23 protein-coding genes are annotated in these 21357 nt (G+C 64.8%); 20 read left to right on the top strand and 3 right to left on the bottom strand.

Features of this window, described 5'->3' with window-relative positions; translation table 11 throughout:
- Positions 1-119 precede the first annotated feature (119 nt).
- The 17 genes from IG122_RS21355 (at position 120) to IG122_RS21275 (ending at position 16827) form a co-directional block, all read left to right on the top strand.
- Positions 120-872 (top strand): YebC/PmpR family DNA-binding transcriptional regulator, encoded by a 753-nt coding sequence (locus IG122_RS21355; RefSeq protein WP_193188470.1) that lies wholly within the window; start codon positions 120-122, stop codon positions 870-872.
- Positions 873-908: 36 nt separating this feature from the next.
- Entirely contained in the window at positions 909-1487 is a 579-nt protein-coding gene (gene ruvC / locus IG122_RS21350; protein WP_193188468.1) for a crossover junction endodeoxyribonuclease RuvC, read from the top strand.
- Complete coding sequence (gene ruvA, locus IG122_RS21345) at positions 1484-2107, top strand: Holliday junction branch migration protein RuvA (protein WP_193188466.1); 624 nt, start codon at positions 1484-1486, stop codon at positions 2105-2107. Before ruvC ends, ruvA begins: the two co-directional genes overlap by 4 nt.
- A gap of 29 nt (positions 2108-2136) precedes the next feature.
- On the top strand, positions 2137-3183 hold the full coding sequence (gene ruvB / locus IG122_RS21340) for a Holliday junction branch migration DNA helicase RuvB (protein ID WP_226893836.1): 1047 nt from the start codon (positions 2137-2139) through the stop codon (positions 3181-3183).
- A complete protein-coding gene (gene ybgC, locus IG122_RS21335; RefSeq protein WP_193188462.1) occupies positions 3176-3682 on the top strand; it encodes a tol-pal system-associated acyl-CoA thioesterase in 507 nt (168 codons plus the stop codon). The genes ruvB and ybgC overlap by 8 nt, the downstream gene beginning before the upstream one ends.
- Before the next feature lie 7 nt (positions 3683-3689).
- Positions 3690-4421 (top strand): protein TolQ, encoded by a 732-nt coding sequence (tolQ, locus tag IG122_RS21330; RefSeq protein ID WP_193188460.1) that lies wholly within the window; start codon positions 3690-3692, stop codon positions 4419-4421.
- Positions 4422-4424: 3 nt separating this feature from the next.
- Positions 4425-4874 carry a protein TolR gene (gene tolR, locus IG122_RS21325; protein ID WP_193188458.1) on the top strand — a complete coding sequence of 150 codons (450 nt, stop codon included), beginning with the start codon at positions 4425-4427 and terminating at the stop codon, positions 4872-4874.
- Positions 4875-4878: 4 nt separating this feature from the next.
- Positions 4879-5841, top strand: a complete 963-nt coding sequence (locus tag IG122_RS21320) for an energy transducer TonB (protein ID WP_193188456.1) — start codon at positions 4879-4881, stop codon at positions 5839-5841.
- A gap of 35 nt (positions 5842-5876) precedes the next feature.
- Positions 5877-7247, top strand: a complete 1371-nt coding sequence (gene tolB, locus IG122_RS21315; protein ID WP_193188454.1) for a Tol-Pal system beta propeller repeat protein TolB — start codon at positions 5877-5879, stop codon at positions 7245-7247.
- Positions 7248-7415: 168 nt separating this feature from the next.
- Positions 7416-7925 (top strand): peptidoglycan-associated lipoprotein Pal, encoded by a 510-nt coding sequence (pal, locus tag IG122_RS21310; protein ID WP_193188452.1) that lies wholly within the window; start codon positions 7416-7418, stop codon positions 7923-7925.
- Positions 7926-8097: 172 nt separating this feature from the next.
- Positions 8098-9183, top strand: a complete 1086-nt coding sequence (gene ybgF, locus IG122_RS21305) for a tol-pal system protein YbgF (RefSeq protein WP_193188450.1) — start codon at positions 8098-8100, stop codon at positions 9181-9183.
- A complete protein-coding gene (gene tilS, locus IG122_RS21300; RefSeq protein ID WP_193188448.1) occupies positions 9155-10576 on the top strand; it encodes a tRNA lysidine(34) synthetase TilS in 1422 nt (473 codons plus the stop codon). Before ybgF ends, tilS begins: the two co-directional genes overlap by 29 nt.
- Positions 10577-10622: 46 nt before the next feature.
- A complete protein-coding gene (ftsH, locus tag IG122_RS21295) occupies positions 10623-12557 on the top strand; it encodes an ATP-dependent zinc metalloprotease FtsH (protein ID WP_292886913.1) in 1935 nt (644 codons plus the stop codon).
- Positions 12558-12561: 4 nt separating this feature from the next.
- Complete coding sequence (gene folP / locus IG122_RS21290) at positions 12562-13695, top strand: dihydropteroate synthase (protein ID WP_193188446.1); 1134 nt, start codon at positions 12562-12564, stop codon at positions 13693-13695.
- 42 nt (positions 13696-13737) lie between these two features.
- Positions 13738-15102: a phosphoglucosamine mutase gene (gene glmM, locus IG122_RS21285; RefSeq protein ID WP_193188444.1), complete on the top strand. Its 1365-nt coding sequence runs from the start codon at positions 13738-13740 to the stop codon at positions 15100-15102.
- Between the two features lie 10 nt (positions 15103-15112).
- Complete coding sequence (gene thiD, locus IG122_RS21280; RefSeq protein ID WP_193188701.1) at positions 15113-15934, top strand: bifunctional hydroxymethylpyrimidine kinase/phosphomethylpyrimidine kinase; 822 nt, start codon at positions 15113-15115, stop codon at positions 15932-15934.
- A 173-nt stretch (positions 15935-16107) separates the two neighbouring features.
- Positions 16108-16827 carry a DNA helicase gene (locus IG122_RS21275; RefSeq protein WP_193188442.1) on the top strand — a complete coding sequence of 240 codons (720 nt, stop codon included), beginning with the start codon at positions 16108-16110 and terminating at the stop codon, positions 16825-16827.
- Here IG122_RS21275 and IG122_RS21270 read toward each other — a convergent pair.
- Positions 16824-17990 carry a hypothetical protein gene (locus IG122_RS21270; protein WP_193188440.1) on the bottom strand — a complete coding sequence of 389 codons (1167 nt, stop codon included), beginning with the start codon at positions 17988-17990 and terminating at the stop codon, positions 16824-16826. The two genes, IG122_RS21275 and IG122_RS21270, sit on opposite strands and share 4 nt — an antisense overlap.
- Before the next feature lie 199 nt (positions 17991-18189).
- Here IG122_RS21270 and IG122_RS21265 point away from each other — a divergent pair, with 199 nt between their 5' ends.
- From IG122_RS21265 to IG122_RS21255, 3 genes are read left to right on the top strand one after another with little or no spacing between them, the layout of a single operon-like run.
- Entirely contained in the window at positions 18190-18903 is a 714-nt protein-coding gene (locus tag IG122_RS21265; protein ID WP_193188438.1) for a corrinoid protein, read from the top strand.
- A gap of 38 nt (positions 18904-18941) precedes the next feature.
- Positions 18942-19556: a DUF1638 domain-containing protein gene (locus tag IG122_RS21260; RefSeq protein WP_226893830.1), complete on the top strand. Its 615-nt coding sequence runs from the start codon at positions 18942-18944 to the stop codon at positions 19554-19556.
- Positions 19557-19569: 13 nt separating this feature from the next.
- On the top strand, positions 19570-19884 hold the full coding sequence (locus IG122_RS21255) for a virulence factor (protein WP_193188434.1): 315 nt from the start codon (positions 19570-19572) through the stop codon (positions 19882-19884).
- Here IG122_RS21255 and IG122_RS21250 read toward each other — a convergent pair.
- Together IG122_RS21250 and IG122_RS21245 are read right to left on the bottom strand one after the other, a co-directional pair.
- Positions 19881-20330, bottom strand: coding sequence for a DsrE family protein (locus IG122_RS21250; protein ID WP_193188432.1), 450 nt, complete (start codon positions 20328-20330; stop codon positions 19881-19883). The genes IG122_RS21255 and IG122_RS21250 overlap by 4 nt on opposite strands.
- Positions 20331-20435: 105 nt before the next feature.
- Complete coding sequence (locus IG122_RS21245) at positions 20436-21356, bottom strand: ABC transporter permease subunit (protein WP_193188430.1); 921 nt, start codon at positions 21354-21356, stop codon at positions 20436-20438.
- Position 21357: the final 1 nt, after the last annotated feature.

The raw sequence follows: 21357 nt of genomic DNA, 5'->3' as shown, positions 1-21357 counted from the left end.
CCGGGGCTCTTGACTTGGCGCCCGATTCGCAGATTGTTCCGGCCCGCCGGTCCGGTCGGGCAGACGAACCGCCGCGCCGGCAATTCGCAAAAGCCGGACTCCATTGAGGACTGAAGGAAATGGCAGGGCATTCCCAATTTAAGAACATCATGTACCGGAAAGGTGCGCAGGATAAGAAGCGCGCCAAGCTGTTCACACGGCTGATCCGGGAAATCGCGGTCGCGGCGAAGGCCAGCACGGACCCCGCATCGAACCCGCGTCTGCGCTCCGCGATCCAGGCGGCCCGCGAAGCGAACATGCCGAAGGACAATATCGACCGTGTCCTGAAGAAGGCCGAAGGCGGCGGCGAGGACGATAACTACGAGGATATCCGCTACGAAGGCTATGCGCCCGGCGGTGTCGCGATGATCGTCGAGGCGCTGACGGATAACCGCAACCGAACGGCGTCCGAAGTGCGTGCCGCTTTCTCCAAGCATGGCGGGACGCTCGGCGAGACCAATTCGGTCAGCTTCATGTTCGACCGGATCGGGCAGATCAGCTATCCGGCGGACAAGGCGGGGGCTGACGACATGTTCGAAGCGGCACTCGAGGCCGGCGCGGAGAATGTCGAGTCCACCGAGGACGGTCACGTAATCACCTGTGCGCCGGACGAGCTGAGCGCCGTCCGGGAGGCGCTCTCGGAAAAATTCGGTGCGCCGGAAAACGCGGAGCTCACCTGGAAGCCGCAGAACACGGTGCCCGTCGACGAGGGGCAGGCGGAAACCATCATGAAGCTGCTCGCCGTGCTTGAGGACAATGACGACGTGCAGTCGGTCTCGGCCAATTTCGAGATCCCGGACGACGTCATGCGCAAGCTGACGGCGGCGGCCTGATCGCCGTTTTGCGTAAACTGGGGAGATGCTGCTGACATGAGGCTTCTCGGTCTCGATCCGGGCCTCCGTTTCACCGGCTGGGGCGTCATCGACGTGGACGGCAATCGTCTGCGTCATGTCGCCAACGGGACGTTGAAGTCGACGGCCTCCCTGAGCATCGCCGAGAGGCTGCTGGAGCTGCATGACGGCGTGCTTGAGATCATCGAACGCCATCGCCCCGACGAGGCGGCGGTCGAGGAGACCTTCGTCAACAAGAACCCGGAATCGACCCTGAAGCTGGGGCTTGCCCGCGGCGCCGTGCTGCTGGCCCCGGCCAAGAAGGGGATGCGGGTGACGGAATACGCGCCGAACCGGGTGAAGAAGACCGTGGTCGGGGCCGGGCACGCCAACAAGGACCAGATCCAGGTCATGGTGACCAAGCTGCTGCCGGATGCCGCCTTCGAAAGCCCGGATGCGGCCGATGCGCTTGCGGTCGCGATCTGCCACGCACATTTCGCCCAGAGCCGTCATGCCTTCGGCGACTCTGTCGGGGTCTCCCGGATCCGCAAGCAATCCGCGACCGGCGGCTATGAGAAGGCCGTGCAGGCGGCGCTCAGGAAGGAGATGGGGCTGTGATCGCGAAACTGCGCGGGATCCTGGACTCTTTCGGCGACGGCTCGGCGGTCATCGATGTCCGCGGCGTCGGCTATCTGATCTTCGCCTCCAGCCGGACCCTCGGACGCCTCGGCGACCGCGGCGGCGAGGTCTCGGTCCATGTCGAGACCCATGTCCGCGAAGACCATATCCATCTCTACGGCTTCGCCGACAAGGCGGAGCAGGATTGCTTCCGGATGCTGCAGACGGTTCAGGGTGTCGGCGCCAAGGCGGCCCTCTCGATCCTCTCCGCGCTCTCGCCGGACGAGATCATCCGGGCCGTCGCGGCCGGCGACGCCAAGATGCTGACCCGCGCCGACGGGGTCGGGCCGAAGCTGGCCGGGCGCATCGTCAACGAACTGAAGGACAAGGCGGTGAACGTCTCCCTCGGAGCGGACGCCGCCGCGCCGGCAGCCGCCGGAAAGGGCAAGGCGACGTCGAAGGAGTCCGCTGCGGTGGCGGACGCGATCTCGGCCCTCGTCAATCTCGGCTATGACCGCAGCGTGGCCTATGGCGCGGTCCACGCCGCGGCAAAGTCCGCCGGCGCGGATGCCGGGCTTGACCAGCTCATCACCGGCGGTCTGAAGGAGCTCGCCTCGTGAGTGCCTGGGAAGACGAGGAGGGCGGCCGCCTGGTCGATGGGGAGCGCTCCGTCGAGGATACCCCGGAACGGGCGCTCCGGCCGGTCACGCTCGACGATTTCGTCGGCCAGAAGCAGAGCCGGGAAAACCTCAAGGTTTTCATCGAGGCTGCCAAAGCCCGCGAAGAAGCGATGGATCACACGCTGTTCTTCGGCCCGCCCGGTCTCGGCAAGACAACGCTGGCGCAGATCGTCGCCCGCGAGCTCGGGGTGAACTTCCGTGCGACTTCGGGTCCGGTGATCGCAAAGGCGGGCGATCTCGCAGCGCTTCTGACCAATCTGCAGGCCCGCGACGTGCTCTTCATCGACGAGATACATCGCCTTAATCCTGCCGTAGAGGAAGTGCTCTATCCCGCCATGGAGGACTTTCAGCTCGACCTCATAATCGGCGAGGGGCCGGCCGCGCGTTCGATCCGCATCGATCTGCCACCCTTTACGCTGGTGGCGGCGACCACGCGCTCCGGCCTGATCACGACGCCGCTCCGCGAACGCTTCGGCATTCCGTTGCGGCTGCAATTCTACACCCCGGAGGAGCTGCAGAGCATCGTCATGCGCGGTGCGTCCCTGCTCGGCATGAACCTGCTGCCGGACGGTGCCACCGAGATCGCAAACCGGTCCCGCGGCACGCCGCGCGTCGCCGGGCGCCTGCTGCGCCGGGTGCGCGACTTTGCGGCAGTCGCCGGGGTCGAGGAGATTGGCCAGAAGGCGGCCGACGGCGCGCTCAACCGGCTCGATATCGACGAGCGCGGACTGGATGCGATGGACCGGAAATATCTGCGCTGCATCGCCGAGAATTACGGCGGTGGACCGGTCGGGGCGGAAACACTGGCCGCCGCGCTTTCCGAACAGCGCGACGTGATTGAGGAAGTGATCGAACCCTATCTGCTCCAGCAGGGCCTGTTGCAGCGGACACCGCGCGGCCGGGTGCTGTCCGAGGCCGCCTACCGCTATCTCGGTCTTGCCGCGCCGAATCGCACGCCGGCCGAAGTCGCGCAGATGACCCTGCTCGAGGACGATCCCGAGGGGTGCGATGTCTGAGCGCAAGTCGATGCCTGCGGTGACCTCGTTCACGGCGGATGGCGCCCATGTGCTCCGCGCCCGGGTCTATTACGAGGACACGGATGCCGGCGGCGTCGTCTATCACGCCAACTACCTGCGCTTTGCCGAGCGCGGTCGGACGGAATATCTCCGAGATCTCGGTATTTCCCAGTCGGAACTTTCCGATGCTGAAGGCGTTTTTTTCGTGGTTCGGCGCAGTGTCATCGATTTCCGCCTGCCGGCCCGTCTGGACGATGCGCTCGAGATCGCGACGCGGATCGCGGAGACGAAAGGCGCCTCCTTCGAGGTGGAACAGGAAATCAGAAAAACGGGAACTGACGGCCATCTGGTTCGGGTCGCAAGCACGATCGCGTGCATCGACGCCAAGGGCCGGCCTGTCAGGGTCCCGAAATCGGTCCGGGAAAAACTGGACCGTCCGATCATGGCTGGGACGAACCAGGAACCGCCGAAGGCGGACGTTCAGAAATCCGGGGATTAGCATCTAGATGGAACAGACAGTCGTCGACACCGTAGCGCTTGGGGGTACGGCCGCCACCGACATGAGCATCTGGGGCCTCTTCCTGGCCGCGGACTGGATCGTGAAGACCGTGATGGTCATCCTGATCCTGGCCTCGGTCTGGAGCTGGGCCATCATCGTCGACAAGACGCTGAAGCTGCGCCGTCTCTCCAAGGCGGCCGAGGATTTCGAGGAAAGCTTCTGGTCCGGCGGCTCGCTTGAGGACCTTTATGACCGGATCGGCGGGCAGCCCGGCGATCCGATGACGGCTGTGTTCTCCGCCGCGATGCGGGAATGGCGCCGCTCGGCCGCCAAGGGGCTGACCTCCAAGGGTTCGGAGATCCGGGCGAGCCTGCGCCAGCGCATCGAGCAGGTGATGCAGCTTTCGATCGGCCGGGAGATGGACCGGCTGGAAAAGCACATGACCTTCCTTGCCTCGGTCGGCTCGGTCGCGCCCTTCGTCGGCCTGTTCGGCACGGTCTGGGGGATCATGAACAGCTTCCAGTCCATCGCCGCGACCAAGAACACCTCGCTCGCGGTCGTCGCGCCGGGGATCGCCGAGGCGCTCTTCGCCACCGCGCTCGGTCTGATCGCCGCCATCCCGGCGGTCATCGCCTACAACAAGATCTCGACCGACCTCGGCCGTTTCGCAGGCCGTCTGGAAAGCTTCTCGGCCGAGTTCGCCTCGATCCTCTCGCGCCAGCTCGACGAGGGGGGCTGAGCCATGGCCGCTTCCATGATCGGAAACGGGCGCGGAAAGGGGCGGAACCGCTACCGCCCGCTCAGTGAGATCAACGTGACCCCGCTGGTCGACGTGATGCTCGTGCTGCTCATCGTCTTCATGGTGACGGCGCCGCTGCTCACCGTCGGCGTGCCGGTGGATCTGCCGAAGACCGAAGCGGCCCAGCTCACCGACGAGGTCGAGCCGCTGGTGGTCTCCGTCAATGCGGAGGGCGTGATCTTCCTGCAGGAAACCGAGGTGCCGCGCGAAAACCTGGTGCCGCGGCTGAACGCGGTCACCGGACAGCGACCCGACGTGCGTATCTTCGTGCGCGGCGACAAGGCGATCCAGTACGGCACGGTGATGGAAGTGATGGGGCTGATCAGTGCCGCCGGCTTCACCAAGGTCGCCCTGCTTGCCGAGATTCCGGACACGATGAAGGGAACGCGCTGACACCATGCGCACGGGGCTCACCATATCTGTCGGCCTGCACGCGGCGGTCTTTGCCATCGCCTGGTTCGGCCTGCCCCAGCTCCGGAACGACGACATCCTTCCGGAGCAGCTGGTGATCGTCGATATGGTACCGATCACCGAGGTGACGAATACCCCGACCGTGACGGCCGAGCCTGAAAAGCCCAAGGAGCCGGAGCCCGAAACGCCGAAGCCCGAGCCGAAGGAAGCTCCGCCTCCGCCGCCTCAGGCCGAAGCTCCGCCGCCTCCGCCCCCGCCCGCCCCGGCGCCCGAGCCAGCACCGAAACCCGTCGCCGAGGCCCCCGAGCCGGAACCGGCGCCGGTTCCGAAGCCTGCACCTGCAAAGGAGCCGGAACCGGAGAAGGTCGCCCAGGCGCCGCAGCCGGCGCCCAAGCCGCGCCCGAAGCCGCGCGCTCCCGTGCCGGATCCGAAGGACACGGCGGAGAAGCCGAAGAAGGACGACAAGAAGCAGGATTTCTCGCGTCTGCTGAAGACGCTCGAGAAGACCGAGCCGACGGTCGCGGCCAAGCCGAAAGAGGAAGAGAAGAAGAAAGAGGACAAGACCGATCCGCTGAAGGACGTCTTGGCGAAGCTGAACGCGCCCGCGCGCAGCCGCTCCGACAAGGCCTTCGATCCGGAGAACAAGGTCTCCGTCAGCGAGATCGACGCCGTCCGCCGGCAGATCGCGCAATGCTGGAACGTGCCGGCCGGCGCCAAGGATGCCGGGGATCTCTATATCGAGATCGCGCTGCAGATGAACGCCGACGGCAGCGTGCGGGACGCTCGCATCGTCGATCAGTCGCGTCTTTCCCGCGACACTTTCTTCCGCACCGCCGCCGAGAGTGCGCGGCGCGCGGTTCTGAGCTGCGGCAAGCTTCCGCTGCCGCCTGAAAAATACGAGGCATGGAAGACCATCACCATGACCTTCAATCCGAGGGATCTGCTGTGAAGATCTGCGATCACGACCGACTTGAGAGGCCGATCATGAGGTTCGCTGGACTGTCCCGGACTGCCGAATTTTCACCTGCCGCGCTGTTCTGGCGTCTGCTCCTGCCCGCCCTGTTCGCCGCGCTTTGCTTCGCCGGCACGGCACGCGCCGAGCTCCGGATCGATATCACCCAGGGCAAGGTCGATCCGCTGCCCGTGGCGATCGCGGACTTTACCGGTAACAACGGTGAAAGCGCCCAGATCGGCCGCGACATTGCGGCGGTGATCGCGGCAAACCTGGAGCGTTCCGGCCTCTTTGCGCCGATCAGCAAGTCGGCCTTCATCCAGCAGAATGTCTCGCTGAGCGCACTGCCACGGTTCGGTGACTGGCGGATCATCAACGCGCAGGCCCTTGTGCATGGCGCGGTAAGCTTCGAGGCCAGCGGGGCGGTGAAGGTCGAGTTCCGGCTCTGGGACGTCTTTGCGGAACAGCAGATGGTCGCGAATGCCTATACCACGGTGCCCGCGAACTGGCGCCGCGTCGCGCATATCATCTCGGATGCGATCTACCAGCGCATGACCGGCGAGAGTGGCTATTTCGACACCCGTATTGTCTATATCGCGGAGAGCGGCCCGCCGGACCGCCGGACCAAGCGCCTCGCGATCATGGACCAGGACGGCGCCAACAACCGTTTCCTGACTGACGGCCGCGATCTCGTGCTGACGCCGCGTTTCTCGCCGACCCTGCAGGAGATCACCTATCTCGCCTATTACAACGACAAGCCGCGGGTCTACATCTTCAATATCGAGACCGGACAGCAGGAGGTTCTCGGTGATTTCCCGGGCATGACCTTCGCACCGCGTTTCTCGCCGGACGGCAACCGGGTGATCATGAGCCTCGCGCGGAACGGCATCACCGACATCTACACGATGGATCTGGCGACCCGCAGGGTCCGGCGCCTGACCGACAGCCCGTCAATCGATACCTCGCCGACCTTTTCGCCGGACGGCTCGCAGATCACCTTCAACTCCGACCGGGGCGGCACGCAACAAATCTACGTGATGGACTCAAGCGGCGGGAACGTGCAGCGAATCAGTTTCGGAAAGGGGCGCTATGCCACGCCGGTCTGGTCGCCACGCGGGGACTTGATCGCTTTCACCAAAATGGCGGGCGGGCAGTTCTATATCGGTGTCATGCGGCCCGACGGAACCGGCGAGCGTCTGTTGGCGCAAGGCTATCTCGTGGAGGCTCCGACCTGGGCCCCGAACGGGAGAGTTTTGATATATTTCAAGCAGTTCCCATCGGATTCATCCGGTCGTGGTGGCAAAACCAGACTCTATTCCATTGACCTTACAGGGTATAACGAGCGCGAAATTGTCACTCCGGTGGACGCTTCCGACCCCGCATGGTCGCCCTTGATTCCCTGACTGCGGGCAAATATATTGCGCGCGATCGAGCGAATCCGATAACGAGCGGCTATCCCAACGTGTTGAAATCTGTTAAACAACACAAAGGATTGGCGCGTCCAGCTATGAGTCGCAGGGGCACGACCGTTAACTTGGATCGAAGGCTCACTTCCGTGGGGGTGTTTTAGAATGGCTAAGAAGTTTCTTTCAATCGTGGCCGCGGCGTTGCTCGTTGCCGCGTGCTCGACCGACCAGGAGACTGCTTCCCAGTCGGGCGGCGCGGGATCGACTGTGCCGGCTGCGAACCAGCCTGCGACGAGCGCGGCGCCGTCCGGCCCCGTAGCAGGGTCCCGCGAGGAGTTTGTCGCGGAAGTCGGTGATCGGGTTTTCTTCGACTTCGATAAATACGACCTGTCGTCTGAAGCGCGTACGACGCTTGAGCGCCAGGCTTTCTGGCTGCGCAAGTACCCGAGCGTGACGGTCACGATCGAAGGTCACTGTGACGAGCGCGGTACCCGTGAATACAACCTCGCCCTCGGCGAGCGTCGTGCCACCGCGGCGAAGGACTATCTGGTCGCGCTCGGTATCGATGCGGGCCGTATCGCGACCATCAGCTACGGCAAAGAGCGTCCGGTTGCGTTCGGCAGCAACGAGGAAGCCTGGGCCCAGAACCGTCGTGGTGTGACCACCATCAACTAAGGTTCTGCCGGTTGACGTGAATAGGACCGCGCCGGTCTGGGGTTCCAGACCGGCGCGTCGTCTTTTGAGGTGCAGGGCATCGGGTGCGATCAGCCGCATCGATGCCATATTCCTGCTCGAATATCGGGCGATACTGGGCTTTGCGGTAAATCAGAGGCCGGGAGTTTGAAGTATGATCAGGCGGTACGGAGTGCGCGGGTTCTGTCTGTTCGGCGCGGCTGTCGCGATAGCCATGACGTCGATCGGGTCTGCCGCCGCGCAGGATGTGCAGAATCTGCTTAACCGGCTCGACCGGATGGAGCGGGACATGCAGGACCTGCAGCGCCAGCTCTATCGCAACACGCTCTCGACTCCGGGGGCCGGCGGCGCCGGAACCGGGATTACGGCGACACCTGTCAGCCCGGCTCCCATCACCCGCGGCTCCGGGTCCTCCGCCTCTGCGGGGGGCCAATCGGGATCGCTCGACACCAGCTATGCCGCGCGCGTCGAAGTGCGTCTGCAGCAGCTGGAAACGCTGATCCGCTCGCTGACCGGCAAGATCGAGGAGGTCGAGTTCCGCGTCGAGCAGAATTCCGGACGCCTCGACCGGCTGGTGCGCGACATCGATTTCCGGCTGCAGGCGCTGGAGCAGGGCGGCGCGCCGGTTCAGTCCGGCGAACCCCGTCCAGGTGGCGGCGCGATCGCCCAGGCTCCGCAGGCTGAGCCTGCGCCTGTTCCGGGGCAGGGTCAGGGGGTTCTGGGGACCTTGAGCCAGGCCGAGATCAAGGCTGTGGACGAGGGAACGGCCCAGCTGCCCGCACCGGAGGGCGGCGCGGCGGCGAGCAAGCCCGAGGCGGTGGCGAGTGCTCCGTCGGCCGGACAGATCCTCCCGGACGGGACGCCGGAGGAACAGTACAAGCACGCGTTCGCCTATCTGCAGAAGCAGGATTTCGACTCCGCCGAGAAGGCCCTGAGCCTGTTTCTCGAGCGCCACCCGAAGAGCCCGCTTGCGGGCAATGCCATGTACTGGCTGGGCGAGACCTATTACGTGCGCAAGGACTTCCCTCTCGCGGCCAAGACCTTCGCGACCGGCTACACCGATTACCCGGGCAGTTCGAAGACCGCGGACAATCTCTTGAAGCTCGGCTTTTCCCTCGCCCGTATGGATCGCAAGGACGATGCCTGCGTCACCTTCGACAAGCTGAGGGCCGATTTCCCGAATGCGTCGGACAATATCAAGCGCCGGGCGGATGCCGAGCGCAAACGCATCGGCTGCTGATCTCCGGCCCGGACGGCGGGAGAGCGCCGAGATCGGCGTCGCGCCGGTCGGCGAGGACGAGTTCGGCCGGCTGATCCGGGCCGTTGAGCCGGCCTTGACCGACGCGCCACCGTCGCTCTTTCTCGCCGGTGTTTCCGGCGGTGCCGACAGCATGGCCCTCTGCCTGCTCCTTGATCGCTGGTGCCGGGCCAATGGGCACCGGTTCCGAGCCCTCATCGTGGATCATGGGCTGCGGGCGGAGTCCGCGGCGGAAGCCGCCCGTGTGTCCGGCTGGCTGCAAGCCCGCGGTATTGCGTCCGATATCCTCCGCTGGTCCGCGGGCAAGCCGGTAGCTGGCGTTCAGGCGGCGGCGCGCGCGGCCCGGTTCGCGCTCATGACGGGTCGTGCCCGGGAGCTTGGGGCCCGGGGAATTTTCCTCGCGCATCATCTCGAAGACCAGGCCGAGACCATGGTCATGCGGCTTGGCCGGGACAGCGGTCCCGACGGGCTCGCGGGAATTCGGATGCGTCAAATGCACGCGGAATTCCCCGTCTATCGGCCGCTGCTCGGTATTTCGCCGCAGCGCCTCAGGGCCCATTGTGTGACGGAAGCCCAGGCCTGGATCGAGGACCCGAGCAACCGGAACCGCAAGTTCGAGCGGGTCAGGGTGCGCCAGGAGGCGGACGGCCGTCGCGCCGCCGGTCTGGACGCGATGGTGCTCCATCGTGTGGCATCGGTGTTCTCCCGGCTCCGGGATTGGAGCGACGGCACGCTAGCCTCCTTCCTTCGGGAGGCGGGAGAGCTCGATCCGCGCGGTTTCGTGCGCCTCGACCCGATCACGCTCAAGGGGCTGCCCGCGGCCTTGCGTCGCAAACTGCTCTCCGGCCTGCTGCAATCCGTCGGCGGGGGAGGCCATCCGCCGCGTGGGGAAAGTCTGGCGCGGCTCGAGCGCTGGGTCTCCGAGGGCGGCTTCTCGCGTGTCACGCTCGCCGGGTGCCTGGTCTGGAGAACGGAAAAGGACGGCATCTGGATCGTGCGGGAGACGCCACGCGGCCTGCGGCCCCGGATTGTCGGGGCCGGCGCCGGGTTACGCTGGGACGGTCGCTTCGACGTCATCTGGCGCGAGGACCGGCCTGCCTGGGTACATATGCTGACCCGCGCGGGCGACCGCCGCCTGCGCCGTCTGCGGCCTCCGGCAGGGTCGGCGCTGGCGCTGCCCGAGAGTGTCCGATGCTCGCTTCCGGCGGTCACCGACCTTGACGGGCGTCTCTTTGCCCCCCACTTTCCGGAGACGTGGACAGATGCGGCGCAGTCGGAAGACGGCCGTCTTCAAATAGAATTTCGTCCCGCCGTACCCTGGGTCGCAGATGCGTTCCGGGCGAGCAGGGATGACAGGGCCGGAGCGAAAGTCTAAGAATGGGCCTCCGGCTGTATAGGAACCCTACCGAGGCACGATCAGCGTGAACAATTTCGGCAAGAATCTCGCACTGTGGATCATCGTCGGCGTCCTGCTCGTCGCGCTGTTCAACCTGTTCAACAGTTCGAACAAGACCGGCAGCTATCCGAACTTCGCCTTTTCGGATTTCCTTGGCGCCGTCGAACAGGGCCGCGTCACCGACGTCGTGATCCAAGGCAACACCATCAAGGGCCACTTCAACGACGGCCGGAACTTCGCGACCTACGCGCCGAACGATCCGGGCCTCGTGGACCGGCTGCGCGAGGGCGGCGTCAGGATTTCCGCGGCTCCGCCGGAAGAGGGCATGTCCGGTCTGCTCGGTATCCTGATCTCCTGGTTCCCGATGCTGCTTTTCATCGGCGTCTGGATCTTCTTCATGCGTCAGATGCAGGGCGGCGGCGGCAAGGCCATGGGTTTCGGCAAGAGCCGCGCCCGCCTGCTGACTGAGAAGGTCGGCCGGGTGACCTTCGACGATGTCGCCGGCATCGACGAGGCGAAGACCGAGCTCGAGGAGATCGTCGAATTCCTGAAGGACCCGCAGCGCTTCCAGCGTCTCGGCGGCAAGATCCCGAAGGGCTGTCTGCTCGTCGGCCCTCCGGGCACCGGTAAGACGCTGCTCGCCCGCGCCATCGCCGGCGAGGCGAACGTGCCCTTCTTCACCATTTCCGGTTCCGACTTCGTCGAGATGTTCGTCGGCGTCGGCGCGAGCCGTGTCCGCGACATGTTCGAGCAGGGCAAGAAGAACGCGCCCTGCATCATCTTCATCGATGAAATCGATGCGGTCGGCCGTCACCGCGGCGCCGGTCTCGGCGGCGGCAACGACGAGCGCGAGCAGACCCTGAACCAGTTGCTGGTCGAGATGGACGGTTTCGAGGCGAACGAAGGTGTGATCCTGATCGCCGCGACCAACCGCCCGGACGTGCTCGATCCGGCCCTGTTGCGTCCCGGCCGCTTCGACCGTCAGGTCGTCGTGCCGAACCCGGATATTCTCGGCCGCGAGCGCATTCTCAAAGTTCACATGCGGAAAGTTCCGCTGGGGCCCGACGTCGATGCCAAGGTCATCGCGCGCGGCACCCCGGGCTTCTCCGGCGCCGATCTCGCCAACCTCGTGAACGAGGCCGCCCTGCTCGCCGCCCGCAAAGGCAAGCGCGTGGTCGGCATGGCCGAGTTCGAGGAAGCCAAGGACAAGGTCATGATGGGCTCGGAGCGCCGCTCCATGGTCATGACCGACGAGGAAAAGGCGCTGACCGCCTATCATGAGGCCGGTCACGCCGTGGTCGCGCTGCACTGCCCGGACAGCGACCCGATCCACAAGGCGACCATCATCCCGCGCGGCCGCGCGCTGGGCATGGTCATGCGCCTGCCGGAAGGCGACCGGATCTCGCTTTCCCGCGCCAAACTCTATGCCGACCTGCGCGTCGCCTGTGGCGGTCGTCTGGCGGAAGAGATCATTTTCGGCGAGGAGCGGGTCACCACCGGTGCCTCCTCCGACATCCGCATGGTCTCCGATATGGCGCGCCGCATGGTCACCGAGTGGGGGCTCAGCGACAAGCTCGGCTTCCTCGCCTATTCGCAGGACCAGCAGGAGGTCTTCCTCGGTCATTCCGTGACCCAGCAGAAGAACGTTTCCGATGCGACCGCGAAGGTGATCGACGAGGAAATCCGCCGGATCGTCGACGAAGCCTATTCGGACGCGCGCCGGATCCTCGTGGACAATCACGACGAGCTCGAAACTCTCGCCAAGGGGTTGCTTGAGTACGAGACCCTCTCCGGCGACGAGATCAAGGCTCTGCTGGCGGGCGAGAGCCTGCACAAGGAGAACAAGGAAGACGGGCCGAAACCGGGCGCCGGACGCCGGTCCTCCGTTCCGACCGGGGGTGCCGAGGGCAAGGGCAAGCCAGGCGGTGGGCTGGAGCCCGATCCCCAACCCGGCGAATAGACCGATGGCCGAAATCCTTCGAGAGGCCGCGCTTCGGCGCGGCCTTTTGCCATCCGGAGCGCGGCTGCGCCTGCGTCCGGATGGGCTGCTCTGGGGCGAGAGTGCCGCGCGCCTTGCCGATGCCGGCGTTGCCCGGCCGCTCGCGGGCGGACCCGGCGCCTTCACCACTGTCGAAATCATTGCGCGCTCGGGCGAGGCGATCCATCTGATCGGACCGGTTCCGCTTGGCATCGCTGCGGAATGGTCGGCCGGAGAAGGTCTCGCGGACGCCTTCGAGGCGGAAATGCTCGCGCTGACAGCGGCGCGCGCACCGCTCTGCGGGTTGCCGCAGGGCCGGCCGCTGGTCATGGGCATCGTCAATGTGACCCCCGACAGCTTCTCCGACGGCGGTGACTTCGCTGAGCGTGACGTCGCTGTCGACCATGCCTTCGAGCTTCTGATGCAGGGCGCCGACATCCTGGATATCGGGGGCGAGTCGACCCGTCCGGGTGCGGACCCGGTCCCGGTCGATGAGGAGCTGCGCCGTGTCGTGCCGGTGATCGAGGGCATCCGCCGCCGCGCGGGAGCCAAACGCCCGGTGATCAGCGTCGATACCCGCCGCCCGGACGTCATGCGTGCGGCTCTCGATGCGGGAGCCGACATCGTTAACGACGTGACCGGGCTCAAAGATCCGGAGAGCCGCCGCATCGTCGCGGAGGCGGGCGTTCCGGCGATGCTGATGCATATGCGCGGCGAACCGCAGAGCATGCAGGGAGAGGCGGTCTACGATTTCTCGCCCCTGCAGGTTCTCGAGGAGATCGAGGCGCGCGTGCTCGAGGCCGAGCGGGACGGCATCGCCCGGGCGCGCATGATCGTCGATCCCGGCATCGGATTCGCCAAGAACGCCAGGCATAATCTCGAGGTTCTGGCCCGGCTCGGTCTGCTCCATGGACTTCGATGTCCGGTTCTGCTTGGCGTCTCGCGCAAGCGCTTCATCGGTCTGCTCAGCCGGGAAGAGCCAGCGAAACAACGGGTTCCAGGCTCCCTCGCGGCAGCGCTCGCCGGGATCGAGCAGGGCGTGCAGATCCTGCGCGTGCACGACGTCGCCGAGACGGCGCAGGCGCTAAAAATATGGGCGGCGGTTGCCGGAGAGCGGTAGACTGCGCCCCGATCGTCAATCGTCACACTTGTTCGGTACTCCATGACCAGATCTCTTTTCGGAACCGACGGCATCAGGGGCACGGCCAACAGCGAGCCGATGACCGCCGAAACCGCGCTGCGGGTGGCCATGGCTGCGGGCCGCCATTTCGTCCACAGCAATGGGGCGCCGAAGACCGGGCACCGGCCGCTGGCCGTGATCGGCAAGGACACGCGGCTTTCCGGCTATATGCTCGAGCCCGCTATGGTGGCGGGCTTTACCTCGATCGGAATGGACGTGGTGCTGCTCGGACCGTTGCCGACGCCGGCGGTGGCGAGCCTGACCCGCTCACTCCGGGCTGATCTGGGCGTCATGCTTTCGGCCTCGCACAATCCCTATCAGGATAACGGCATCAAGCTGTTCGGGCCGGACGGCTTCAAGCTTTCCGATGAGGTCGAGCAGGAGATCGAGGACCGGATCGACCGCCTCGATGCCGGCGATCGGGCGCCGGCGGACAGGCTCGGGCGCGCGCGGCGGCTCGACGATGCCCAAGGTCGCTATATCGAGATCGCAAAGAACACGTTCCCGAAGGGGTTGCGCCTCGACGGGCTGAAACTCGTGGTCGATTGCGCCAACGGGGCGGCCTACCGGGTCGCGCCGCGGGTGCTGTTCGAACTCGGGGCCGAAGTGGTCGAGATCGGCGTGCAGCCGAACGGGACCAACATCAATGCGGGCTGCGGTGCGACCGCTCCGCAGGCGATGTGCAACGCCGTGGTCGAAAGCGGCGCCCATCTCGGCATCGCGCTCGATGGCGATGCGGACCGGCTGATCATGGCGGACGAAAGCGGCCGGATCATCGATGGCGACCAGATCATGGGCCTGATCGCCACCTCCTGGGCCGAGGCCGGAATGCTGAAGGGCGGGGCGCTGGTCACCACGGTGATGAGCAATCTCGGCCTTGAGAAATATCTCGCCGGGATCGGCATCGGCATGCACCGCACCAAGGTCGGCGACCGCTACGTGCTGGAGCAGATGCGCGCCGAGGGGTTCAATCTCGGCGGCGAGCAGTCGGGGCACATGATCATGAGCGATCATGCGACGACCGGAGACGGGCTGATCGCGGCGCTGCAGGTGCTCGCGGTGCTGATTTCCTCCGGCCGGCCGATGAGCGAAGTCGCCTCGATCTTCACACCCTTGCCGCAATTGTTGAAGAACGTCCGTTATTCGGGCGAGCCGCCGCTCGGCACCGATGCGGTGAAGGCGGCAATCGCCGAAGGCGAGGCGCGCCTCGCGGACAGCGGTCGCGTCCTGATCCGGAAATCCGGAACGGAACCGTTGATCCGCGTGATGGCGGAAGGCGAGGACAGCAAGCTCGTCGAGGCCGTGGTGAACGACATCGCACGGGAGATTGAACGTGCCGCAGGATAATTCCGTCGACATGAGCGGTCTGCACGAGATCCGTGGACGCGTGCTGATCTGCGCCGGTTCCGATTCCGGCGGCGGCGCCGGCATCCAGGCGGACATCAAGGCGGTGACCGGGCTCGGCGGCTTCGCCATGACGGCGATCACCGCGCTGACCGCGCAGAACACCGAGGGTGTCCACGACGTCCACGAGGTGCATGAGGAATTCATCCGCAAGCAGATGGAGGTCGTGCTGACCGATCTCGGCGCGGATTGCATCAAGACCGGCATGCTGCACTCGATCCCGGTGATCGAGACGGTGCGCAAGGCGCTGGACGATTTCGCGCGGGACGTGCCGCTGGTCGTCGATCCGGTGATGGTGGCGAAAGGCGGGCATCCGCTGCTCGAATCCCAGGCGCTGGAGGCGATGAAGCGCAAGATGGTGGCCCGCGCGACCATCCTGACGCCGAACATCCCGGAAGCGGCGCTGTTGACCGCGCGCGAGATCAAGAGCCGCGACGACATGCTTAAGGCGGGGGAAGCCCTGCTCAAGCTCGGCCCGAAGCATGTTTTGATGAAGGGCGGGCACATGGAGGGCAGCGAGCTGGTCGATATCCTGATCTCCCAAGATAAGGAACCGGTTGAGTTCCGCGGGCAGAGGATCGATACCGCCCACACCCACGGCACCGGTTGCACCACCGCTTCCGCCATCGCGGCGGGCCTCGCCCAGGGGCTCGGCGTCGAGGAGGCTGTCGCCCGGGCGCGCGACTATGTCCGCAAGGCGATCCTCAGCGCGCCGGGCTACGGCCATGGGCACGGACCGCTCAATCACGCGCATACACTGAAGGCAGGCGTCTGACGGGCTTGAGTCTGTCTGTTACCGGTCCTAGACTTCATTTCATGGTCCGGCCCGGGCCTCCCCCCTCCAACGGGAAAGCATCCGACATGCGGGGCATCTCACTTCTCGGATCCGCTGACCGGGCATGCGCATAAGGAGGGATTGCGATTTCGTCCGCATCAGGAGGTTCCGCAATGAAACTCTCTGCACCGCTTTTCCGCCTGAAACGCCAGGCCCGCCTGCTCTCCCGTGCGGAAGGCATTCCCCTCAACAAGGCGCTCGACCGGATCGCCGTCATTGAAGGCTTCCGAAGCTGGAGCCAGCTTGCCGCCCGGGTCGGGCGGGAGCACCGGCCGGCAGCCGACCTTTACGCGCAACTGGAGCCGGGCGACACGGTTCTGCTCGGCGCGCGGCCGGGTCACGGCAAGACGCTGCTCGGACTGGGATTGCTGCTGGAGGCCGCGAAAACCGGCCGGGGCGGCACATTCTTTACCCTCGATTATCACGAGGAAGATGTCGCCCGGAGCCTTGGATCGTTGGGTGCCGGCGCGTCTGCCGCCAACGCCTTCGCGCTCGATACCTCCGACGAAATCTGCGCCGCGCATATCATCGCGCGGTTGTCGGACTCACCGCGCGGCACGCTCTCTGTCATCGACTACTTGCAGCTTCTGGACCAGCGGCGCACAAATCCTGAAATCGGTGTCCAGATCCGCAATCTGAAGCGCTTTGTCGTCTCGTCGGGACACATTCTGGTGCTGATTTCCCAGATCGACCGTGCGTTCGAGCGGGGCGCCGCCGGCCTCCCGGGACTGGCGGATGTGAGGCTGCCGAACCCGGTCGACCTGACGCTCTTCACCAAGGCATGTTTCCTACATGACGGCGAAGCACGCATGGACACGCGGGAAGTCGCCTAGTCGAGCACGAAGTCCCGATTGGTCAGGCTGTAGCTGTGATGACCGAGGATGCCTTCCTCGGTCATCCGGCCGATTTCATTGCGCAGCGTCCGGATGCGTTCCGGGTAGTTGTCGGCGCCGATCTCCAGCAGGGAATTCAAAGGATCGGACGCGGCAAGCGCCTGTTCGATCACACTGCTCTTCGCCCGGCCCTGATGGCGGATGTCGGCGACAACAATGCAGACGCTGTCCTCCGCTCCGTCCAGATCGTAGCGCCGCGCATAGTCGGCGAACTTCTGCCGCTGCTGCTCGATCGTGAAGACCACCTGGGTCGCCCTGTTGTCCGCGCTGTTTTCCGCCCAATGGACGAATTTCGCCGCGATCTCGGCTTCCTGCTCGCCGACCTTGTCCGCGTCGGGATTGAGGTAGTTCATCAGCGCTTCGCTGCTGCTCCTGTCCTCGATCTGCACCGTGCCGTCCGGCGTCTTCTGCGCGACATGTCCTCCGGCGAGCGTCAGATCGGGAAAATAGAACGCAGCTTCCGGCAGCAGCAGGAAACGGCGCAGCAGAAGCACGAAATTCTCGTCCGGCTCGTGTGCGGCTTCCTGATAGAAGCCGAAGGTGAAGGCGGCGCGGTCATAGGTATTGAGGCAATGGAAACTGCCCTGACTCTCGCATATCGCCGTGGGCGTGATCACGTCCGCCCAAAAACCGAACTGCTCGCGGTAGTCCTGCGGCGCAAAGACATTGGTTCCCGGCGTCGTGTTCATCAGGCCGCGGCGCTGCTGGTAGGAAACGTCGCTGCCGACGAAGAACTCGGCGCCGCCGTTCACCTGCGCGAAATAGCGCTGTCCGTCGATCCTGAGCGTCACCTCCGCCGGCCGATCGATCTTTTGCTGGGCGCCGGCAATCCGGGTGGTGACGGAGACCCTTTCCGTCGGGCTGTTTGCAAACGGCATCACGATCAGGGTGCGTCCGGCATATTCCGGCGTAATCGAAAAATCGAACCGGGGTCCCGCATTCATCGCGCGGGCCACGCGGACGCCGTCGCAACGCACCTCCCAGTTGATCAGGGCAAGATCGCTTTCGGAAGGGGCCGGCTGGTTGAAGGCGGTCGCCGTGTAACGCGCGACGGAACCGACCTCCGCGGTTGAAGGGCCGTCGACGGCTGTGACAAGCAGCAAGGCGGTCTCCAATCGTTTAACTTTTCGTAGAATTTTGTCTTGAAGTACTATCCGGTGACGCGATTGGCCAGCTTTTGATTGTCCCCGCGTGGTCGCGCTACCGACACTTGGTGTCGCCCGCAAGCATAGAGGTAGGACGTTTGCACCGTACTTGTTGTGAGAAAGCTCGGATCCCGGGCGGTTTTCGCGTGGAGGCGATATGGCCGAAGAAGACGATATCGTTCTGTCGGAACTGGACGACGAAGAACTCGTGCAGCAGATGCACGACGACCTTTATGACGGCCTGAAGGACGAGGTCGAGGAAGGCGTCAACATTCTGCTCGAGCGCGGCTGGACGCCCTACAAGGTCCTGACCGAGGCGCTGGTCGAAGGCATGCGGATCGTCGGCATCGACTTCCGAGACGGCATCCTCTTCGTGCCCGAAGTTCTGATGGCGGCCAACTCCATGAAGGCCGGTATGACCATCCTGCGCCCGCTGCTCGCCGAGACCGGCGCGCCGCGGATGGGCAAGATGGTGATCGGTACGGTCAAGGGCGACATCCACGATATCGGCAAGAACCTCGTCTCGATGATGATGGAAGGCGCCGGGTTCGAAGTGATCGATATCGGGATCAACAACCCGGTCGAGAATTATCTGGCGGCGATCGAGGAGCACAAGCCGGACATCCTCGGCATGTCGGCGCTTCTGACCACCACCATGCCCTACATGAAGGTCGTGATCGACACCATGAAGGAAAAGGGCATCCGCGACGATTACATCGTCCTCGTTGGCGGCGCGCCGCTGAACGAGGCCTTCGCCGAGAATGTCGGTGCGGACGGCTATTGCCGCGATGCGGCCGTCGCGGTGGAGATGGCGAAGAAGCTGATCGCCGAGCGCGACCGCTCCAATTCGGCCGCCATGGGCGTCAGCTGAGCGGGGCGGCGATGGCCGCTCCGACGACAGAGCAAGCAATGCCGCGGGCCCTGGTTGTGGCCTGCGGCGCGCTCGGGCGCGAGCTGGTCGCCCTGAAGGAGGCGACCGGCTGGGACGCGCTCGACATCACCTGCCTGCCCGCCATCTGGCACAATCACCCGGAAAAGATCGCACCCGGCCTCCGCCGCAAGCTGAAGGCAGCGTCAGGCTATGACAGCGTGTTCGTCGCCTATGGCGATTGCGGCACGGGCGGCGAGGTCGACGCGGTGATCGAGGAGTTCGGCGTCGAACGGATCGCAGGGCCGCACTGCTACCAGTTCTTCATGGGGACAGACGAATTCACCCGGATGACGGATGCCGATCCGGCCCGGTTCTTCCTGACCGATTACCTCGTCCGGCACTTCGACCGGCTGATTGTGAAAGGTCTCGGCCTTGACCGGTTCCCGGAGCTCCGGGACATGTATTTCGGGAATTACACAGCACTGGTCTATATTGCCCAGACGGAGGACGAACGCCTGAAGGCGAAAGCGGCACAGGCCGCCGAACGGCTCGGCCTGGCCTTCGAATACCGCTATTGCGGATATGGCGAGCTGCAGACTTTCATCGAAGAAGCCCGGAACGGGCGCATCGAAACCGCCCGGCAGGGGCACTGAACGGAGCGGACAGATGGCGCATCTCATCACCGTCTACTGGCGGGACATTCCGGCCCAGGTGATCGCCGAGGAAGGCCGCGGACGGCGCCGGAACCAGGCCAAGGTCGAGCTTCCGGTGCGCTTCATCCACGCCATCGACATGGCGGCGATGCGCGATGGCTCCGAGGACGAGGATGCTTATCTGGCGGGCTGGCGCCGCTCCGACCCTGTCGAATGCGGCGCCGAGCTCGAGGCCGAGGCACAGGCCGCGGCCGAGGCACTTGAGGCCGAGTATGACGGTGAGCGCCTCAAGGCGCTCATCGCCAATGGAGGCAATGCTCCGGGCTAGGGCCGGATGTATTTGTAGCCGTCTTCCTGAAGTTCGAGCAGCTGGACCACGCCTGACGGGACCATCTGGGCCTCGCTCAGGATCGGAACTTCCTTGCCTGATGCCGCCGCCATCTTCTTGCGCGTGTTCATGCAGGCCGAGAAGGTGAGGTCCTCGTTCTCAAGGCTCATTGTCGCTATGCGGTCTTTGACCGGAGATGTGTCTGCCCGGAGCATGTGAAGCCCTGGACCATAGGCGACCAGCTCGATGACGATCTTTTCGCCCTTGTCTCCGTAGTGCTTTTTCAGGTTCTGGATATTGTTGAGTGCAAGGTTCATCACCTTGGGGTCGTCCTGGTCCACATGCACGGCGAGATGGCGGACCTTCTCGCTGCCGGACGCGGGCGAGGCGGTGTTGAAAAAGGCAAGGACAAGTAAGGCGCAGACGAGCGCCGCTGATTTTTTCATAATTTCCTCCCGTCAGGCCGCCGCTTGGTTTGACGCGTGCAGCGGTCCCGTAAAGGAATATTACATTCAAAAAATCTGATGTTTGAATGATTAAATTGTGAGTTCCTATTTCTCGCTCTCGACGAGGCCCCTGACGAAGAGCCGCTGCAGGAACACCACGACCAGGACCGGCGGTGCCATGGCGATCAGCGATGCCATCATCGCGAGGTTCCATTCCGGCACCGCTTCGGGTGAGGGCATCAGCTTGGCGATGCCGATCACGACCGTCGAATAGGCCGGATCCGTCGTTACCAGAAGCGGCCAGAGATACTGGTTCCAGCCATAGATGAAGAGGATGACGCAGAGCGCGGCAATGTTGGTGCGCGAAAGCGGCAGCAGGATGTCGGCAAGGAAGCGCATCGGTCCCGCGCCGTCGATTTTCGCCGCCTCGCACATCTCGTTCGGCACGGTGAGGAAGAACTGGCGGAAGAGGAAGGTCGCGGTGGCCGAGGCGATCAGCGGGAAGATCAGCCCCGCGTAGGAATTGAGCAGGCTGACCTTCACGTCGAACGTCACCCGCTCGCCGGCGATCCAGGACGCAAGATCGTCGAGCCGCAGCAGCTCGCCGAGCCAGAGGAAGGGTGTCAGCGCGTTCGCCGCGACCTCGTAGGTCGGCACGATGCGGACCTCGATCGGCAGCATCAGCGACATGAAGATGATCCAGAAGGCGGTCATCTTGAAGCGGAAGTCGAAATAGACGATGGCGAAGGCGGAGAGGATGGAGATCGCCACCTTGCCGATGGTGATGCCGACCGCCTGGACCGCCGAATTGAAGAGCTGCAGGCCGAGATCCGCCCGGCTCCAGGTCTCCTGCAGGTTGGCCAGCAGCTGGTCGCCGAAGAACATCGGCATCGGCAAGCCGTTCACTTCCTGCGGCGTCAGGGTGGCGGCCACGAGCGCGACATAGATCGGGAAACCGGTCACCAGGATCCCGAGGATCAGGAGGAGGTGGGTCAGGACGTCGAGGATGGGGGTGCGTTCGGTCATC

This window comes from Nisaea sediminum, assembly GCF_014904705.1.
GTDB classification, from domain to species: Bacteria; Pseudomonadota; Alphaproteobacteria; order Thalassobaculales; family Thalassobaculaceae; genus Nisaea; species Nisaea sediminum.
Note: the sequence above shows the minus strand (reverse complement) of the source record. Positions and strands in the feature narration are given on the sequence as shown.

What these genes read in the sequence shown, in the direction of transcription:
- IG122_RS21355 (WP_193188470.1), top strand. Translation starts at nt 120, where the DNA reads ATGGCAGGGCATTCCCAATTTAAGAACATCATGTACCGGAAAGGTGCG.
- ruvC (WP_193188468.1), top strand. Translation starts at nt 909, where the DNA reads ATGAGGCTTCTCGGTCTCGATCCGGGCCTCCGTTTCACCGGCTGGGGC.
- ybgC (WP_193188462.1), top strand. Translation starts at nt 3,176, where the DNA reads ATGTCTGAGCGCAAGTCGATGCCTGCGGTGACCTCGTTCACGGCGGAT.
- tolQ (WP_193188460.1), top strand. Translation starts at nt 3,690, where the DNA reads ATGGAACAGACAGTCGTCGACACCGTAGCGCTTGGGGGTACGGCCGCC.
- tolR (WP_193188458.1), top strand. Translation starts at nt 4,425, where the DNA reads ATGGCCGCTTCCATGATCGGAAACGGGCGCGGAAAGGGGCGGAACCGC.
- IG122_RS21320 (WP_193188456.1), top strand. Translation starts at nt 4,879, where the DNA reads ATGCGCACGGGGCTCACCATATCTGTCGGCCTGCACGCGGCGGTCTTT.
- tolB (WP_193188454.1), top strand. Translation starts at nt 5,877, where the DNA reads ATGAGGTTCGCTGGACTGTCCCGGACTGCCGAATTTTCACCTGCCGCG.
- pal (WP_193188452.1), top strand. Translation starts at nt 7,416, where the DNA reads ATGGCTAAGAAGTTTCTTTCAATCGTGGCCGCGGCGTTGCTCGTTGCC.
- ybgF (WP_193188450.1), top strand. Translation starts at nt 8,098, where the DNA reads ATGATCAGGCGGTACGGAGTGCGCGGGTTCTGTCTGTTCGGCGCGGCT.
- tilS (WP_193188448.1), top strand. Translation starts at nt 9,155, where the DNA reads ATGCCGAGCGCAAACGCATCGGCTGCTGATCTCCGGCCCGGACGGCGG.
- folP (WP_193188446.1), top strand. Translation starts at nt 12,562, where the DNA reads ATGGCCGAAATCCTTCGAGAGGCCGCGCTTCGGCGCGGCCTTTTGCCA.
- glmM (WP_193188444.1), top strand. Translation starts at nt 13,738, where the DNA reads ATGACCAGATCTCTTTTCGGAACCGACGGCATCAGGGGCACGGCCAAC.
- thiD (WP_193188701.1), top strand. Translation starts at nt 15,113, where the DNA reads ATGAGCGGTCTGCACGAGATCCGTGGACGCGTGCTGATCTGCGCCGGT.
- IG122_RS21275 (WP_193188442.1), top strand. Translation starts at nt 16,108, where the DNA reads ATGAAACTCTCTGCACCGCTTTTCCGCCTGAAACGCCAGGCCCGCCTG.
- IG122_RS21265 (WP_193188438.1), top strand. Translation starts at nt 18,190, where the DNA reads ATGGCCGAAGAAGACGATATCGTTCTGTCGGAACTGGACGACGAAGAA.
- IG122_RS21260 (WP_226893830.1), top strand. Translation starts at nt 18,942, where the DNA reads ATGCCGCGGGCCCTGGTTGTGGCCTGCGGCGCGCTCGGGCGCGAGCTG.
- IG122_RS21255 (WP_193188434.1), top strand. Translation starts at nt 19,570, where the DNA reads ATGGCGCATCTCATCACCGTCTACTGGCGGGACATTCCGGCCCAGGTG.
- IG122_RS21250 (WP_193188432.1), bottom strand. Translation starts at nt 20,330, where the DNA reads ATGAAAAAATCAGCGGCGCTCGTCTGCGCCTTACTTGTCCTTGCCTTT.
- IG122_RS21245 (WP_193188430.1), bottom strand. Translation starts at nt 21,356, where the DNA reads ATGACCGAACGCACCCCCATCCTCGACGTCCTGACCCACCTCCTCCTG.